The organism is Silvania sp. (assembly GCF_051656365.1).
Classification (GTDB): Bacteria; Pseudomonadota; Gammaproteobacteria; order Enterobacterales; family Enterobacteriaceae; genus Enterobacter; species Enterobacter hatchlandensis.
Map to the genome: position 1 here is coordinate 21,369 of NZ_JBOGBT010000023.1, position 18,558 is coordinate 39,926.

At 57.6% G+C, this 18,558-nt stretch carries 8 protein-coding genes; 1 reads left to right on the plus strand and 7 read right to left on the minus strand.

Translation table 11 applies throughout. The features are described from left to right. Positions 1 to 15: 15 nt before the first annotated feature. Both ACRDD5_RS04120 and ACRDD5_RS04125 read right to left on the minus strand, forming a co-directional pair. Positions 16 to 8,598, minus strand: a complete 8,583-nt coding sequence (locus tag ACRDD5_RS04120; RefSeq protein WP_438676017.1) for a GH36-type glycosyl hydrolase domain-containing protein — start codon at positions 8,596 to 8,598, stop codon at positions 16 to 18. A gap of 156 nt (positions 8,599 to 8,754) precedes the next feature. Then, on the minus strand, positions 8,755 to 8,919 hold the full coding sequence (locus ACRDD5_RS04125) for a YnfU family zinc-binding protein (protein WP_271281929.1): 165 nt from the start codon (positions 8,917 to 8,919) through the stop codon (positions 8,755 to 8,757). A 383-nt stretch (positions 8,920 to 9,302) separates the two neighbouring features. On the opposite strand from ACRDD5_RS04125, the gene catA reads away from it, so the two are divergent. Continuing rightward, positions 9,303 to 9,980 carry a type A chloramphenicol O-acetyltransferase gene (gene catA / locus ACRDD5_RS04130; RefSeq protein WP_438676018.1) on the plus strand — a complete coding sequence of 226 codons (678 nt, stop codon included), beginning with the start codon at positions 9,303 to 9,305 and terminating at the stop codon, positions 9,978 to 9,980. A gap of 58 nt (positions 9,981 to 10,038) precedes the next feature. Here the strand turns inward: catA and fdhF (ACRDD5_RS04135) are convergent, their stop codons facing one another. The 5 genes from fdhF (ACRDD5_RS04135) to hydN form a co-directional block, all read right to left on the minus strand. Then, on the minus strand, positions 10,039 to 12,186 hold the full coding sequence (gene fdhF, locus ACRDD5_RS04135; RefSeq protein WP_438676019.1) for a formate dehydrogenase subunit alpha: 2,148 nt from the start codon (positions 12,184 to 12,186) through the stop codon (positions 10,039 to 10,041). A gap of 170 nt (positions 12,187 to 12,356) precedes the next feature. Continuing rightward, a complete protein-coding gene (locus ACRDD5_RS04140) occupies positions 12,357 to 13,370 on the minus strand; it encodes a HoxN/HupN/NixA family nickel/cobalt transporter (RefSeq protein ID WP_418939602.1) in 1,014 nt (337 codons plus the stop codon). Positions 13,371 to 13,390: 20 nt separating this feature from the next. After that, positions 13,391 to 15,616 carry a carbamoyltransferase HypF gene (gene hypF / locus ACRDD5_RS04145; protein WP_438676020.1) on the minus strand — a complete coding sequence of 742 codons (2,226 nt, stop codon included), beginning with the start codon at positions 15,614 to 15,616 and terminating at the stop codon, positions 13,391 to 13,393. 57 nt (positions 15,617 to 15,673) lie between these two features. Continuing rightward, positions 15,674 to 17,824: a formate dehydrogenase subunit alpha gene (fdhF, locus tag ACRDD5_RS04150; RefSeq protein ID WP_438676021.1), complete on the minus strand. Its 2,151-nt coding sequence runs from the start codon at positions 17,822 to 17,824 to the stop codon at positions 15,674 to 15,676. A 40-nt stretch (positions 17,825 to 17,864) separates the two neighbouring features. Further along, on the minus strand, positions 17,865 to 18,410 hold the full coding sequence (gene hydN, locus ACRDD5_RS04155; protein ID WP_438676022.1) for an electron transport protein HydN: 546 nt from the start codon (positions 18,408 to 18,410) through the stop codon (positions 17,865 to 17,867). Positions 18,411 to 18,558 lie beyond the last annotated feature (148 nt).

Consider the following 18,558-nt stretch of genomic DNA (forward strand, 5'->3'; position numbering starts at 1 on the left):
TCATTTTAGCCAGGGTCAGTTCTGAACAATTTCAACGGTATGGGTTTGTCCATCATCCAGCAGAGGAATTTTGTCGTCTGGCAGAACGACGCCATCCAGTGTGACCTGATACTCCTCGTCACCGCGTGAAACCCTAATCTGGTAATGGCTTCCGCCATGTTGATATGTCATAGCAAAAGACGGCCACTCATCCGGCAATCGCGCATGCAGGGTAAAATCTGTACCGGAACGTTTTATCCCCAGTAACTCCTCTGTCAGAAGTCGGTAGGCCCAGCCTGCGGAACCGGTGTACCAGCTCCATCCGGCACGTCCTATATGTGGCGCGACGCTGTAGACATCGGCACTCATGACATAAGGCTCGGCTTTATAAATGGCCACACCTTCTGCATCCAGAGTGTGGTTTATGGGATTGATTAGCGACCACAGTTGCCACGCGCGCGCGGTGTTCCCCATCCGGGCAAAGGCCATCACGGCCCAGATGGCGCCATGCGTATACTGCCCCCCGTTTTCCCGCACACCGGGCAGATATCCCTGAATGTAACCCGGATTTGGCCCGTGCCCATCGAAAGGCGGGGTGAGCAATTTAATCAGTCCACCCTCATTATCGACAAGGTACTTGTCCATCGCCTGCATGGCCCGGGCGCTGCGGGTCGGGCTGGCGGCGCCGGACAGTACAGACCAGCTTTGGGCGATCGCATCAATTCGGCAGTCCTGTGAAGCTTTCGACCCCAGAGGCGTACCATCGTCAAAATAGCCGCGGCGGAACCACTCTCCATCCCAGGCGTGTGCGTCGAGATTTTTTTGCAGGCGCAGGGCCTGCGAACGGCACATCAACGCGATACTGTCATCCCGTCTGCGCTCCGCCAGCGCCGCAAAACGCTGCAAAATGTCATACAGGAAAAAGCCCAGCCAGACGCTTTCACCTTTACCTTCAATGCCGACCCGGTTCATGCCGTCATTCCAGTCACCCGCCCCGATCAGCGGCAGACCATGCACCCCGAACCTCAGTCCATGCTGAATCGCTTTGACGCAGTGTAACCATAGCGCCTCTTCGGTATCACTGATCACAGGGGTATGGTAGACAGACTCTTCACCAGGCTGGAGCGGACGACCTTCCAGATAGGCTATGCGCATGTCCAGCACGTCGATGTCTCCCGTCGTTTCCACATAGTGGCAAACTGCGAGCGGCAGCCAGAGATAGTCATCAGAACAGCTTGTGCGTACGCCGTTGCCGTGGGGAGGATGCCACCAGTGTTGTACATCCCCTTCGAGAAATTGCCGTGATGCACACAGCACTATCTGGTCGCGCATCCGGTTCGGATCGGCATGACACAGTGCCAGCGTATCCTGCAACTGATCGCGAAAACCCACTGCCCCGCCGGACTGGTAGTAACCGCTGCGAGCCATCAGGCGACAGGCTACCGTCTGGTACAGCAGCCAGCCGTTGACCAGTAAATCAACGCTGGTGTCGGGGGTAGTGACCACGATTTTATCCAGCACATTGTGCCAGTGGTGGTGAACCTGGTTCAGCTCCTGGCGGACCGTCTCCTCATTAAGATAGCGAACAAGCGTCTCCTGCGCCCGGGCAGGCGTTTCCTCTGAGCCAAGGACAAAAATAAACGTCCTCTGGTCACCATCAATGAACGTGGCCGCTGACTGTACCGCCCCGCAGGGATCGAGACCGGCACCTGTTTTACCCGAGAGTTTGCGCAGTTTCATGGCGGAGGGAGTTTGCAGAGAACCATTACGGCCAATAAACTCCCGGCGATCCCCCGTCAGGGAATTGTCACTCCCGCTGACGGCAAAGAATGCAGTCCGCCCGCTACCGTTATCACCATAAAAGTTGTTCGCCATCACACCGCAACCGCCGGGGAGACTGGCCATGTGCGTCACGATATGGGGGGCGGAGCGGGTTCGTGATTCCCCGAGCGTCCACTCGACATAACCGGTGACGGACAGTTTGCGTGTGCGCCCCGAATTGTTACTCAGCGTCAGGATCGCCAGTTTAACCGGCGCTTTTTCGGCAACCAGCACTGTCAGTTCGCTGTCTATACCGCTCTCCCGATGGGCAAACACACTGTAGCCAAACCCATGGCGCGCCAGATAATCCCCCCTCCCGCGAACAGGCAAGATGGTCGGTGACCAGCACTCACCGCTCTCGTCATCACGCAGATAAAACGCTTCACCGCTTCGATCGCTCACCGGATCGTTTTCCCACGGCGTTAACCTGAATTCATGGGCATTTTCAAACCAGCTATAGGCCTGCCCCGCCTCCGAAATTACGCTGCCGAAACAGGCATTTGCCAGTACGTTTGACCAGGGGGCTGGTGTTAACTCGTGTTCTCTGAGGACAATCTGATATTCCCGGCCGTCCTGAGAAAATCCACCGTACCCGTTGAAATGGCGCAACTGGCTGGTATCGGGTGACCAGTCTGTATGTTGATTACTCTCCGGCACCTTGTGCGGAATGAATGCCCTCGCCGGCGGTTTTAACGTATGAATACGCTGATTAAGCTGTTCATTAAGCCCGCCCGCACGGTCATCGAGATAAAGACAGGCCACGCTCATCAAAAGCAACTTATCTTCGGCGGAGAGATGCTCACCAACACGGATAAAAAGCCCGCCCGCTTTATCCAGCAGACTGGCTTCGGAACCGGCATAAATTAAATCCATAATCTGATTTTGTAATCCCTGCTGGTAACCCCCGGGGCTGTTATTAAGGACAACTAAGTCCACCTCCAGGCCTTTCAGCCGCCAGTACCGGTGTGCCTGAATAAGGGTAGTTACGTCGGCAATACACTCCTCACTGGTAACGCTGAGCAGGACTATCGGCAGATCCCCTGAAATCGCCCATCCCCACAGACCGGACTGACCGCGTCGGTTACGGCTGATAATCTGGCTCTCTGCGCGCAACTCCTGGCGGGGGTAAAGTACTGCGCTGGCAAGACGATTAAACAAGGTGGCATCATCTTCACTGGCGTTCATCTGGCGTAAGACCACCAGACTGTGAGACCAGGCCAGCTCAAAAACCCGATCAGCGATAGGGTAGTCGCGATACTTTTCCAGCAACGCCAGACTTTGCTGGCGACTTTCGCTAATGCCATAAACGATATCAACTGTGACCGGCTGGCCGGGCTGCAGAGTGATAGCGTGGCGTATCGCCAGAATGGGGTCCAGCACGGACCCCGACGTGTTGCTGAGCGCCCCGCTTCCGCCGATCGCCAGAGCATCCTGAGGACCTCTTCCGCGCCCAAGAAATTTCGCCCTGTCCGTTTCAAACGAGACGCTCCTGGCGTGATCGCCGCGCACCACCATCATGTGAAACAGGCAGGGACTCCGTTCCTCCGGCGAGCGCGGGCGCCGGTGGCAAAGAATGGCGTCGCGCTCAGGATTAAGCTCAGTCTGAATAAACAAATTGCTGAACGCGGGATGCGCCCGATCGCTGGCGTCAGGCGCCAGAACCACTTCGGCATAGGTAGTCAGTTCCAGCACGCGCGGCAGGCGGCCCCGATGAACCAGGGTGAGCCGCCGCAGTTCAATATCATCCTCCGGTGAGACCACAACCTGGGTTTTAACGCTGAGCGCCCCGAAGAGGCGTCTGAATTCAGCGCCTGCATCGGTAAATATGGCTTCCTCGTCATGTCCGGTCGCGTTGCCTGTCGGTTGCCAGGTATTGCTCCATACCTCGCCTGTTTGCATATCACGGATATAGCAGAATGCCCCCCAGTTATCCCGGGTGGTATCACTGCGCCAGCGCGTAAGGGCAATATCGTTCCAGCGGCTATAGCCCCCACCTCCTGTGGTCAACATCAGGTGATAATGGCTGTTGGATAACAGCTGAATTTCCGGGGCCGGGGTGTCTACCCCGTTGAAAATACGGGGTTCATAGCGAACGGGTTTGACCCTTCCCTCATGAGATTCAAAATGTCGGCGCGGGCTGTAGAGATCGACCGAATCCGGCACACGCTCCGGTAGCAGCAGACTCGCAGACCGGAAGACGGTACTGGACATGAACCGCTCCGTCATCGGAGCGTCAAGCAGCACGTGGGCCAGCGCCTGAAAGGCCATACCCTGATGATGCGCCATCCAGGACTGCACCACCGCAAAGAGTTGACCGGTTGCGAGGCGTGAGGGGGTATAGTCCAGCGCTTCATAAAAACCGTATTCGCCGTGGGCGCCCGTTTTCTGCAATCTGAACAGGTTTTCACAGGCTTTCTGTGGCGCGACCAGCAGCGCCAACAGCGTGGCGTAGGGTGCGACGACCATATCATCGGCAAGCCCCCGACGCAGTCCGAGGCCGGGCACGCCGAATGCCTGATATTGATAATTTCGCTGCACATCAAAAGCATGATAGCCCGATTCTGATACCCCCCAGGGTACCCCGCGCTCTTTGCCCCAGTGTATCTGACGCATCACCGCAGACTGACTCATCTCATCAAGCAGGCTACCGGGCAAGGTGGGCATCACCAGATTCGGCATCAGGTATTCAAACATCGAACCGCTCCATGACATCAGGGCAGTTTCATTATCAATGGTCGTAAACAGCCGCCCCAGCGCATACCAGCTTTTCAGCGGCAGCTGATTGGTCGCAATGGCGAGAAAACTGGTCAGGCGGATTTCCGATGGCAAAAGATCGTAGTGGCTCTTGTCGGCCGTATTCGTGTCGCAGTTATAGCCGACGCAGAGCAGACTGGTTGCTTCACTGTACAGAAAGGCGAAATCCATCCGCGCATGCTCATCCAGCCGCTGTTCAAGCTCGGTGATAATTTTCAGCCGCATTTGTGCATGGGCCGACACAGACGCCGGAGGGGTCCCTTCCCCGGTAAAGGTCGCGCGGGCAAGCCAGCTCAGCGTCGGCAGCGTCTGTTCATTCCAGGAGGTCGGTAACCAGCCGAGCAGGAGTGACCATTCGTGGCAAAGCTGGACCAGCTGATGCTCCAGATGCCTTGTCCAGCGCAGCAGAAGGGGATTTTCCTGATGACATTGCGCGGTCAGATGGTTGCACTGGGTCCGCATTTTTTTCAGCTCGCTGAAAAGCGCTGGTGGACGCAGCGACACGGCGCTCAGACAGTGTTTACGCAGCAGTCGAAGGCTGGCAGGTGCACTCTGGCCCCACTGTTTCTCCAGAATATCCAGCGTATCGTTCAGCCCGGCCAGCACCTGTTCGGGGTTTAAAACAGGCTGATGTCGCATGGCGGACAGCCCTTCACGCAGGGTCAGTAAATGACCGGCCATATTGCCGCTGTCGACGCTTGAAACATAGCGTGGGCTGAGCGGGGCCAGCGTACGGGTGTCATACCAGTTATAGAGATGACCCCGAAAGTGTTCCATTTTATCCAGGGTGTCGAGTGTGAGCGTTACGCGCTGCAGTACCTCTCCGCCGGGCAGGTAGCCAAAATCCCAGGCCGTCAGGTTGGCCATCAGGGAGAGGCCAATGTTGGTGGGGGAAGTACGATGAGCCACCGTTGGTTTCGGTATTTCCTGATAGTTATCCGGCGGAAGCCAGTTCTCATGCTCCGTGACAAAGGTTTCAAAAAATGCCCAAATTTCGCGGCTGGTCTGGCGTAACAGCTGTTTTTGCTCCGGGTTCGGCGCAAATGCCTTACGCACGGGCTGGCGGCTCAGCCAGCTCATCAACAGGGGAGCCAGACACCATAGCATCGTGATCGGCAAAGCGATCGCCAGCAGTTGCGGTGCAAAATGTACGGTCAGCATCGTGAGCGCCACTCCACCCACGATGTTTAGCCACATCGCCTGATAAAAACGACCAGGCGAAATTCTGACCGGATTGCTGTCCAGGCCGTGGCAGGTCCACTGAATCAGGTTGCGATGGCTTACACCCATACGCCATAGCGTCACGCCAATCGCATAGATCGAATATCCGGCTTCGTGCGGGAGTATGGCAATATTCAGCCCGATACCCGACAGGCGCTTCAGCGTCACAGTAGCGACCCGCAACAGATGCTGCTTCAGGGGGCGACGAAGGGGTTTATGCAGGAGGTCACAGGTGATGCTGAGTGTGGCAGGCAATAGCCATATCAGCGCCAGCACGCCAAGCCAGTAAAAGGTGTTGGGCGCCCACAGCAGGGTGAAAAAGAGCAACATCAGTAAAGAGGGTGCGACCAGGCTGCGACGCAGATTATCAAGTAATTTCCAGTAAGAGAGCGCGGACAAGGGATTGTTATCCTGGGTTCCATCCGCTTTTCTGACGCGTGGTTTTAACCAGTTCAACAGTTGCCAGTCTCCCCGGATCCAGCGTGTACGACGTGCGACATCCGAAAGATAGTTATTGGGATACTGCTCGTAGAGTAAGACCTCACTTAACAGCCCCGATCGCGCGTAGCACCCCTCGAGTAAATCATGGCTGAGCACCAGGTTTTCAGGGCAAGTGTTGGCGGTGGCCTCAACAAAGATATCGACATCATAAATCCCCTTGCCTACGAACGATCCTTCCCCAAAAAGATCCTGATAGATATCGGACGACATCATTGAATAGGGGTTATTGCCCGGGGCACTGCTGCGCATAGCGGCATAACGCCCCTGGCCGTTGCGGGGCATCTCCTCCGCCAGGCCTGGCTGCAGAATGCCGAACCCTTTGACCACCCTGCGGCGTATCGGGTCATACTCGGGTTTGTTGAGCGGATGCGCCATCGTCGCGACCAGTTTATGCACCGTATCGCGTGGCAGAACCGTGTCACTGTCCAGGGTGATGACATATTTAATGTAACCCGGTAAAAGCTCCGCTGGCAGGTCGGCCACACTGACAAATTGCGCCGCAGGCTGGCGTAACCAGCTGTTCAACAGCGCCAGTTTTCCCCGCTTGCGTTCATAGCCCATCCAGGTTCCCTGAGCAGGGTTCCATTCAGGTTGCCGGTGGAGCAGATAAAAGCGGGGACGGCGGGATGGATAGCGCCGGTTAAGCGCCTGTGTGTCGGCGATCGCCTGTCTGAGAAGGGAACTGTTTTCCAGTGAAGGTTCATTTTCGGCATCAGCAAAATCGGTAAGCAGAGCGAAACAGAGGTTTTCGTTCTGGTTGCCCAGCCAGCACACTTCAAGACTGGTGAGGAGTTTGCAGATGCTTTCGTGACTGGTCAGCATGCAGGGGATCACGACCATCGTTGCCCTGTCTGCGGGAATACCGGCTGAAAAATCCATCCTCGGCAATGGACGTGGCACCCGAAAACGGGTGGTAGCTTCACTCAGCACATCGCTCACTAACTGGCTGAGAGCAATAACCAAAGGCAATGCCACAACAATCAACAACCAGTCCGCGCCCTGTAGTGCGGTTTCGTGCAATATCCCCGCCGTCGCGGCCGTGGTCAACAGGCCCAGGCTGCCCAGCCATGACAGAAGGGATATACGATTGAAACTGTGCCGCAGACGAATGAGCGCTGACGTGTCAGCCGACAGATCAATTTCAAGCTGCTGACGTCCTTCGCCGACCAGATAATAGCCAATATGATGCTCCGGCGTGCCGGGAGCATTTTCCCCGGTAAGAGCCAGTACCCGACTGGCGACCTCAGGCTCACTGAAACCACTGTCTCGTGCCAGAATCTCAATCACATGGCGGTAATGATCCCGCGTATCAAAGTGCATTTCAGGATAGATACCGGCAGGATCATGGCGTAATGCCTGTTCGACGACGCTTATCGTCTCGGCGAAATCCGCCCAGTTAGTTTCGCTCAGTAAACGCAACCCGGCGATGCTGTTACTGACAGAAAGCTGACTGGCAGCAAGCTGTTGATTGAAGCTATGAATCAGCGCTTCGGTTGTGACACCTTGTTCGGCAAGGCACTGGTCAACCCAGGTCAGAGGTAACGACAACGCATTGCCATGCCCCTGCAGGCGCCGCACCAGCTCTGCGACAAATGCACTGCTCAACGGAGGACGGGAGCGCGCCATGTCGGCAACGACCATGATTAAATCAGCCGGGGCACTCTCTGCACATTCGAAAAGCCGTGTTATCCACGTATCTGCCAGATTTCGTTCTCGCTGCGCCTTTACCACTTCCATACTGATACGACGAAGATTTTCAATCAGCGCCAGGCGCAACATACCCGGTAAGGCCCAGACTTCGCCTAATGTCAGAGGGGTCACCTGCTGATAGGCCATGATATAGCTGGTCAGGCTGGCAGTGTCCCAGCGGCCATCACCATGGGCGATGGCCTCTGAAGCAATATCGTAAATTCGTGGACAGTGCTGTGGCGAAATCAGCGACGGAAGCCCCTTGCCGAAACTTTTCGGTAAGTGCTGGCGAACGATACGGATTTGTTCCTCAATCAGGTAGTAATTATCCAGCAACCACTCCCCGGCGGGCATGATGCTCGTTTTTTTTCCCGCATTGATTTCGTAGCAGTTCTGCGTGATTGCGGCCTCGTTGTTGCCGAGCCGTTTCAGGAGGTAATAAGGCAGTTTGTCTGGGGATAATCGATGCGTACGCGCCAGTTTTTGGCCGTAGCGCTCCATCTGAGCTGTCGAAAACAGTTCTGAGCGCAGGTTATTTTCACCTGCGGGATCGTTAGCCGGAAACGTGACGCGTCCGGTAGCATTCGTCGTAATACGGGAGCGGTTAAACCACGCCCTGGGGTTCATTTTCATAGCGTTGCTCAGATGCGACATTGGCGCGCAGGAGCAGTTGCGAAATCAGTTCAGAAACGTTCTCTCAGGATGGCGTAAGGCATCAGGGATTTAACATCTGCTGGAATATGACTTAATTATAGAACACCGGGTTTATGTGTGACGGGGTGTCAGGGATTAGCGTGTTGAGACAAACAGAGCCTTACATCCCGGGCAAAGCAATGTCTGCTTAAGGCGAAGTTTGGAGGCAGAGTGCGATGAACGTAAGCCGCAAAGCGGGCAGATAACGGAGGACGTCGATGCCCCTCCGATGAACTTCATTGCGTAATCGATGATAGACATGATGATTAACCTTTCAATGAATGTACATCACCTTACCACGTGCGGTTAAAATTTAATCAATTTAATGTGAATTATTTTCTGCCCCCCGTGCCTCGTGAACTCAACGAAGACGAAGACGAAATCCAGGCCATCATCACACGCTTTGCTGGGCATTCTGCTTATTGCTTTCAGCATAAAAGTCGCCTGGCGTCATTTCAGGAGAGTTCAAAAGAGGACAATACAGCCCGTTGTTAACAACATTTAACATTTCCTTTCCTCCTGTATAATGATGCGCTACTCTCTCAAATGCGTTCGCTACCCAAAGAGATAGACCTGCATATTTTGCTCAACTCAAAAAAACGCAGACGACCCTCTGATATATGATGGCTAATTAAAGGTGAAAAATGAAAAAAATAACCCAGGAATATACACCTGTTGACGTATCGAGTTGGGCAAGAAAGGAGCATTTTGAGGTATTTCAGGGGTTTGCTCAATCTACAATCAACCAAACTGTTCAAATAGACATCACCGACTTGCTAAAACATATCAAAGAGTTTGGCTGGAAGTTTTATCCTACTATTATTTTTCTTCTGTCCAAAATTGTAAACCGGCATGCGGAGTTTCGTATGGCCATAAAGAACAATGCGCTGGTTACATGGAATAACGTTCATCCACAATATACAATTTTCCATAAGGAAACGGAGACTTTTTCATCATTATGGAGTGAGTACGATGGCAATATTCATCACTTCCAGACCGTTTATTCAGAAGACGTCGCACGCCATGGTAATAACCTTGCTTATTGGCCTAAAGAAGAAACGCTGGAAAATGTATTTTTCGTATCGGCTATTCCGTGGGTAAGTTTTACCAGTTTTAATATCAACGTCGCTAACATGCAGAACTTTTTTGCCCCGATGTTCACTTTTGGAAAATACCACACACAAGATGGAAAAGTATTTTTGCCCCTCGCCATTCAGGTACATCATGCCGTGTGCGATGGTTTCCATATAGCAAGACTGTTCAATGAGTTACAAGAGATGAGTTATGACTTACTGCACCATTTAGAGGAACGCAGTCGTTGATACGGCAGAAATGCGAACACAGTACCAGGCTGAGCAGCCCCTGAGGGCCGCTCCTCCCTCAACCCATCGCCAGTTCCTTTAAGTGCGTTTTCAGCTTGTGATATTCATCAATCACGTACTGTTCCGCAGCCTGCTGGTCGGCAATCGGCTCCACGCGCACGGCGCAGTATTTGTACTCCGGCGTTTTGGTAATCGGACTCAGGTTCTCCGTCACCAGCTCGTTACAGGCACCAATCCACCACTGGTAGGTCATGTACACCGCCCCAACGTTCGGGCGATCGCTCACCTGCGCGCGGGTAATGACTTTGCCTTTGCGCGACGTAACCCACACCAGCGCTTCATCCTCAATGCCGAGACGCAATGCGTCCGCGGTGTTGATCTGCGCATAGCCCGGTTCATCGGCCAGCGCAGCCAGCGCCGCACAGTTGCCGGTCATCGAGCGACACGAGTAGTGGCCGACTTCACGCACCGTCGACAGCACCAGCGGGTACGCCTCGGTGAGCTTATCAATTGGCGCGACCCAGTCACAGGTATACAGCTGCCCCAGCCCGTTCGGGGTGGAGAACTCTTTCTCGAACAGGTAATCCATCCCCTGATCGGCCTCTGACTCGTCCCGGCATGGCCACTGGATGTAGCCCAGCTCGCCCATCTTCTCGTAGGTAGCACCGTAAAATTCCGGACACAGATGGCGCAACTCGTCCCAGATTTGCTGGGTGTTGTCGTAGCGCATCGGGTAGCCCATCCGCGTCGAGATCTCGCTGATGATCTGCCAGTCTGTTTTCAGGTCCCACTTCGGCTCAACCGCTTTAAAGAAGCGCTGGAAACCACGGTCGGCAGCGGTGTAAACCCCTTCGTGCTCACCCCAGGAGGTGGACGGCAGGATCACATCGGCAGCGGCGGCCGTTTTGGTCATAAAGATATCCTGCACGATGACCAGTTCCAGGGTTTCAAACGCCTTACGCACGGCAGACAGTTCCGCATCCGTCTGGAGCGGATCTTCCCCCATGATGTACGCCGCACGCACTTCGCCGTGTTCCGCCCGGTGCGGCAGTTCGCTGATGCGATACCCGGTATGGGCAGGCAGAGACTCTACACCCCAGGCTTTGGCAAACTTGGCCCGGTTGTCCGGGTTGTTGATGTACTGATAGCCCGGATAGGTATCCGGCAGCGCACCCATGTCGCACGCACCCTGCACGTTGTTCTGCCCACGCACCGGGTTAACCCCTGCGGACGGTTTGCCAAGGTTGCCGGTCAGCAGCGCCAGGCTTGTCAGGGAACGCACGGTTTCGACGCCCTGATAGAACTGGGTCACGCCCATGCCCCACAGGATGGCGGCGCTTTCCGCTGCGGCATACATCCGCGCGGCCTGGCGGATCTCCAGTGCGCTGACACCGGTGATGGTTTCAACGGATTCCGGCGTGTAGCCCTCAACGATTTTGCGATACTCTTCGAAGCCTTCCGTACGCGAGGCGACAAACGCCCGGTCGTACAGCTGCTCTTCAATAATCACGTGCCCCATCGCATTGAGCAGCGCGATGTTGGAGCCGTTTTTCAGGGCCAGGTGCATATCGGCAATGCGCGCGGTTTCAATTTTGCGCGGATCGCAGACGATAATCTTCGCCCCTTTGCGTTTGGCTTTGATCACCCGGTTCGCCACGATAGGGTGCGAATCCGCCGGGTTATACCCAAAGACAAAAATCATGTCGGCATTTTCAATCCCGACAATCGAGTTACTCATTGCGCCGTTACCGACCGACTGGTGCAGACCTGCAACCGATGGGCCGTGTCAGACGCGCGCGCAACAGTCGACATTGTTAGTGCCGACGGCTGCGCGAGCAAATTTTTGCATCACATAGTTGGTTTCGTTCCCGGTTCCGCGCGATGACCCGGTGGTCATGATCGCATCCGGGCCATGTTTGGCTTTGATGGCGCTGAGCTTATCGGCAACGTAATCCAGCGCTTCGCCCCAGGAGACGGCCTCCAGCTTGCCGCCGCGCTCGCGACGGATCATTGGCGATTTCAGGCGCGGGGTGAGGATTTTGGTGTCGTTGATAAAATCCCAACCGTAGTAACCCTTCAGGCAAAGATCGCCCTGATTGGTTTTACCCTGTGCGGCTTCAGCCTTGACGACTTTGCCGTTATCGACCACCAGATTGATTTTGCAACCCGATGCGCAATAGGGGCAAACCGTGATGACTTTCTTCATCGGTATTTATTCCCGTTAATGATCGTGTGAGCACCGTTATGCATTAACTATGCCACTCTGCAAAATACAGCTAACCACCGGAAATAAAAGGAAAATACAAATGAACCTGAGAAGTGCGCAGTCCGTTCGTCAAAAATGCCATGACGAACGGACAGCGATGTCGAGCAGGATTAGCGCACGACCAGCGCGTCGTAGCCTTTGAAGCGGTAGTTAATCAGGGACAGGAGCCAGCAGGCGATAAACAGCCCGACTACGATAAACCCGGCGTTGCCGAGGTTGTCGTTGAGCGCAGCCACGCCGTTCCACAGCCCGCCTTCGAAGCCAAACTTATCCGCCAGCAGGCCCAGCGCTTCCAGCCCACCGATAAACAGCGCCACCACCACGGAGGTGCCGGTAATGGTCATATTGTAATAGAGCTTGCGCTGCGGCTTGTTGAAGGCCCAGCCGTAAGCGCCCACCATAATCAGGTTGTCGAGGGTGTCGACCAGCGCCATGCCGCTGGTGAACAGCAGCGGGAACACCAGAATCGCCCACACCGACATGCCGTTCGAGGCACCGGCCGCCGAGATCCCCAGCACCCCGATCTCAGTGGCGGTGTCAAAGCCGAGGCCAAACAGAAAGCCCACCAGATACATGTGCCAGCTGCGGGTCACCAGACGGAATGCCGAGCGGAACAGCCAGTTCATCACCCCACCGCGCGCAAATGACACCTCGTCCGGGACGCTTTCACCGCGTTTCATTTTGTTAAAGCTACCCCAGACGTCACGCAGAATAACCAGGTTTACCAGCGCCATCACCAGCAGGAAAAAGGCCGACACCGCCGTGCCGATCATCCCGCCGGTTTCATGAAACCACTCCATATTGCGGCTAAAGGCGGTGGCCGTGGCGGCGATGGCAATCGACGCCAGCACCACAATGGTCGAGTGCCCCAGCGAGAACCAGGCCCCCACGCCGCACGGACGTTTACCCTGCTGCATCATCTTGCGGGTGACGTTATCAATGGCGGCAATGTGGTCTGCATCCACCGCGTGGCGCAGGCCGTAGCACCAGGCCAGCAGGCTCGCCGCCATCAGCGACGGGGTATTGTGGAAGAGGTAAAACGCCGTTCCCCAGGCAACGATATTGGCCGCGATAAGCAAAAGCATCAGCGCCATGGCTTTAGGGTGGTTGTTGAAGTATTTCATATTCATCGTCATTTCCAGATTTAAGAAAGAGTTGCGGCGGCAATCACTGCCTGCCCAAACGCAATCGCCCCGTCCCCGGCGGGAAGCCGCTCAGGAAACAGCACGTTAAAATCACTAAGCCAGAACTGCAGGCGCTGGCGCAGCAGGCGGTTGTGCAGCACGCCTCCGCTGCACACGATGGTCGAGAGATTGCGCTGGCGGGCGTGCTGCGCGGCAAGCCGCGCCAGGCCGTTGGCCAGCGCATCGTGAAACGCCCATGCGCGCTCGGCGTCGGTCGCCTGCCAGCCCAGCCACTGCTGCCAGAAGGTCGCCATATCCAGCTGGTCATGAGTGACCGCCAGGGTCAGAGGATGGCGGACCGGGGGCACGCTCAGGGCGAGGGCTTCCAGCCGACAGGCGGCCTCCCCTTCGTAGCTCAACTGCGCAGGGGCGCAGCCCGTGGCGGCTGCCACGGCGTCAAACAGCCGCCCGGCGGACGACGCCAGCGGAGCATTCACCCCGCGCGCGATCGCCTGGGCCAGCGGCGGCCAGGGTTTATCGGCCAGTATGTTTGCCTCGGGCAGGGTCTGCCATTGCGGTACAAACGCCTGCCACTGGGCCAGCAGATTGCGCCACGGCTGACGGGCGGCCAGATCCCCGCCGGGCAGCGCCACCGCCGGGAGCCCGCCCAGCCGTTCGCAGCTGCGATAGTTCACCCGCAGGCACTCCCCGCCCCACAGTTCGCCGTTGTCGCCCTGCCCTAGCCCGTCCAGCACCAGCGCAATCACATCCCCGCCGTCGCGCGGCCAGCCGTGTTCCGCCAGGCATGCCGCCGCATGGGCGTGGTGATGCAGCACCCGATGCTGCGGGTACGGCATCTGCGCCCCGAGCTGGGTGGAGCGGTAGCCAGGATGGGCGTCGGTCACCACCCCTTCGGGGGCGAACTGCCAGAGATCCTGAATCGCAGTCAGCGCCTGCTGCCACTGGGCCAGCGCGTCGTCATCGCCAAGATCGCCCAGATGCTGGCTGAGCACCGCCTGGTCGCCGCGCACCAGGCAGAAGGTATTTTTCAGATCCGCGCCAAGACACAGCAGCGACGGCACGTTCGCAAAACCAGGCGGCAGCGGCAGCGCGTCCGGCACAAAACCGCGCGAGCGGCGCAGCATTTCGCCGCTCGCACGCTGCACGGAGTCGTCCATCCGCTGGACGATATCGCGGTTATGCAACAGCCAGCCGTCGGCAATCCCGGCCAGATCCTGTATCGCCCGGTCGTTGGTCAGTGCGGGCGGGCAGCCGTTGAGGTTGCCGGAGGTCATCACCAGCGGGCAGTCCAGATCCTGCATTAACAGGTGCTGGAGCGGGTTGGCGGCCAGCATCACCCCGACCTCGTTCAGCCCCGGGGCGATGGCCTTGCAGAAGGTCAACAGCCCTTTGTCCACCAGCACAATCGGTGCCGCCGTCGAGCGCAGCAGCGCCTGCACGTCGGTGGGCAGCGCATCTGCCAGACGCTGCGGGATCATCACCGCCAGCGGTTTCGCCGGGCGGCGCTTACGTTCCCGCAGCCGGTTCACGGCCTGCAGGTTGCTGGCGTCAACGGCGAGGTGAAAACCGCCCAGCCCTTTGATCGCCACGATCCCGCCGCTTTTCAGCGCCGCCACGGCGGCATTCAGGGCAGAGTCTTTCTCTTGATGTGCCTCGCCGCTCACCCAGCTCAGCTGCGGCCCGCAGTCCGGGCAGGCCACCGGCTGGGCGTGAAAGCGCCGGTCGGCGGGGTGGCGGTACTCCGCTTCGCAGGCGGGGCACAGGATAAATTCGGCCATCGTGGTGGCCGGTCGGTCGTAGGGCATCGCCCGGATAATGGTGAAGCGCGGCCCGCAGTGGGTGCAGTTGATAAACGGGTAACGGTAGCGACGCTCGTGGGGGTCATTCATCTCTGCCAGACACGCCGGGCAGGTGGCGGCATCCGGCACTACCTGGGTACTCATCTGGCCCTGCCCGCTGGCGCGAATGGTGAAGTCCAGCGGCAGCGCCGCCCAGTGCCAGGGCTGCTCGCACACGTCATCGATGCGCGCCAGCGGTGGGCACCCGGCAGCCAGCTGGGGGATAAATTGCGGATGGTCTCCGACGAGCCGCACCACCACGCCAGCGCCGTCGTTGCAGACGTCGCCTTTCAGCCCCAGGCGCTGCGCCAGTTGCCAGACCCAGGGACGAAAACCCACCCCCTGGACTTTGCCGCGAATGCGCAGCTGCGTGCCGTTGTCACTCATCGAAGACTCCCGAAGATGTCGATAAATGCGGGCCTGTGCGGCCCGCAGGTTCTGCCATTAACTGTCTACCGCCTCGCGCAGGCGTTGCTTCATGGCGCTGTAGGTGGTCTGGGCGTAGTTTTCCGCCCAGCGCTGATCGGCAATGGCCTCCAGCTTCACCGCGCAGTATTTGGTTTCCGGCGTTTTGGAGACCGGATCGAGGTTGTCCTGGGTCAGTTCGTTGCAGGCCCCAATCCACCACTGATAGGTCATGTACACCGCGCCCAGGTTGATGCGCTCGCTCACATCCGCGCGGCTGATCACCTTCCCGCGACGGGAGCTGACCCACACCAGCTGGCGGTCGGTGACGCCAAGCCGCTCAGCATCCTGCGGGTTGATCTGCACAAAGCCCGGCTCATCTGCCAGAGTCTGCAGCGCCGCGCAATTGCCGGTCATCGAGCGGCAGGAGTAGTGCCCCACCTCGCGGACGGTGCACAGCACCAGCGGATAGTCGGCGTCCGGCACTTCCGCAGGCTTGCGCCACTTCACGGCAAACAGCTGGCCTTTGCCGCTCGGGGTGTCGAAGCGGTTACCCTCGTACAGCCACGGCGTACCCGGATGATCCAGCGTCGGGCACGGCCACTGGACGTGGCCCATGTCGCCCATTTTTTCCCAGGTCACGCCGAAGAACAGCGGGCACAGCTCGCGCATTTCGTCCCAGATCTGCTGGTTGTCGCGGTAGTGCATCGGGTAGCCCATCGCGGTGGCGAGAAGGCTGATGATCTCCCAGTCGCGCTTGACGTTGCCCTGCGGCTCAATGGCTTTTTCAAAACGCTGGAAGCCGCGGTCGGCGCAGGTAAAGACCCCGCCGTGTTCGCCCCACGAGGTGGCAGGCAGCAGCACGTCCGCCGCTTCAGCGGTTTTGGTCATAAAGATGTCCTGCACCACCACGAAGTCGAGCGCTTCAAAGCCCTTACGCACCAGCCCGAGATCCGCTTCGGTCTGGAGCGGATCTTCACCCATGATGTAATAGGCTTTGACCTTGCCCTCCAGCGCCAGGTGCGGCACTTCGGTGATGCGCACGCCCACCTGGTCATCCATCAACTGCGGATCGACACCCCACGCGCGGGCAAATTTCTCGCGCACCTGCGGGTCGACCACGTCCTGATAGCCAGGGAACTGGTTGGGGATCACCCCCATGTCGCACGCGCCCTGGACGTTGTTCTGACCGCGTACCGGGCCGACGCCCACGTGTTCGCGCCCGAGGTTGCCGGTGAGCAGCGCCAGCGTCGACAGGCCTTTCACCACGTCCACCGCCTGCCCGAACTGGGTCACGCCCATCCCCCACATCACGGTGGCGGACGGCGCGGCGGCGTAAATGCGCATCGCCTCGCGGATCTGTTTGGCGGTGACGCCAGTAATGTCTTCGACGTTTTCCGGCGCGTAGTCGCTGACCGTGTCACGTAGCGCGTCCAGCCCTTCGGTGTACTGCGCCACGTAGTCGCTGTTGTAGAGGTTCTCTTCCAGCAGGGTGTAGATGAAGGCGTTCACCAGCGCCATATTGCAGCCGTTGTTGATCTGCAGATGGCGATCGGCAATGCGCGCGGTCTCGATTTTGCGCGGATCGCAGACGATCACCCTTGCGCCGTTCTGTTTGGCCTTGATCACCCGGCGGGCGACGATCGGGTGCGAGTCGGCGCAGTTGTAGCCGAAGATCAGCAGGCATTTTGAGTTTTCGATATCGCTGATGGAGTTACTCATCGCCCCGTTGCCCAGCGTCTGCTGGAGTCCGGCCACGCTCGGGCCGTGACAGACGCGGGCGCAGCAGTCGACGTTGTTGGTGTTCAGCACCCCACGGGCAAACTTCTGCATTACGTAGTTGGTTTCGTTGCCGGTGCCGCGTGACGAGCCGGTGGTCATGATCGCCCGCGGACCGTATTTAGCCTTGATGTCGCTCAGCCGTTCGGCGGTGTAGCGAATGGCCTCATCCCAGGAGACCGGCTCCAGCTTGCCGCCCTTCTGGTAGCGGATCATCGGCTGAGTCAGGCGCGGCGTCAGCAGCCGGGTATCGTTGAGGAAATCCCAGCCGTAGTAGCCCTTCAGGCACAGCTGATTCTGGTTAGTGACGCCTTCTGCCGCTTCGGCACGGACGATTTTATTTTTCTCAACGACGAGTTTTAATTTGCAGCCCGCACCACAGTACGGGCAGACGCTGGTGATTTTTTTCATCAGTAACAGACCTGCTAAAAGTGAAAAGAGACGCGGATGCTCACAGCATCAGCGAAGAAAGATCGTCCATTGCCGCACGGCGGCGTTTGTCGAGACTCAGCTGCTCAAGCTTTTTGCGATCGATACAGACGATGGCATTGGTCGGGCAGGCCTGGACGCAGGCCGGGCCGTCCGGCTGGTGATGGCAGAGGTCGCATTTGTTGGCTTCGGCTTTGTCGGAAACCACGTTCAGGCCGCTGCCGATGTGGCGAACCACCGGACGCAGCACCACTTCCATCGCGCCATACGGACAGGCCACCACGCAGGTTTTGCACCCGATGCAGCGTTCCTGATGGACGTGGACGAAGTCGTTATCGCGGGTGATCGCCCCGTTCGGGCAGACGCTGGCGCAGGGGGCATCTTCACACTGGCGGCACATGGTGGCCGTGGAGACGTTGACGCCTTTAATGACGTGAATGCGCGGTAAGAAGTTCTGCGGGGTCAGCGACGCGCAGTCTTGGGTGTCGTGGTGCGAGACCACGCAGGCCACTTCACAGGTACGACAGCCAATGCATTTGCTGGCGTCGGCAATGATGAAACGATTCATCCTTAATCTCCGGGAATGAGGGTTAGCCCGCAGAGGTATGCATAAATCGCGCCAGAATATAATTAAATGAATTTAAAGAGTTTTTGTTTGGTGGGATACTGTCATCGTCATAAATGACGATGACGAACTGCCGCCCGCGATGCGGGCG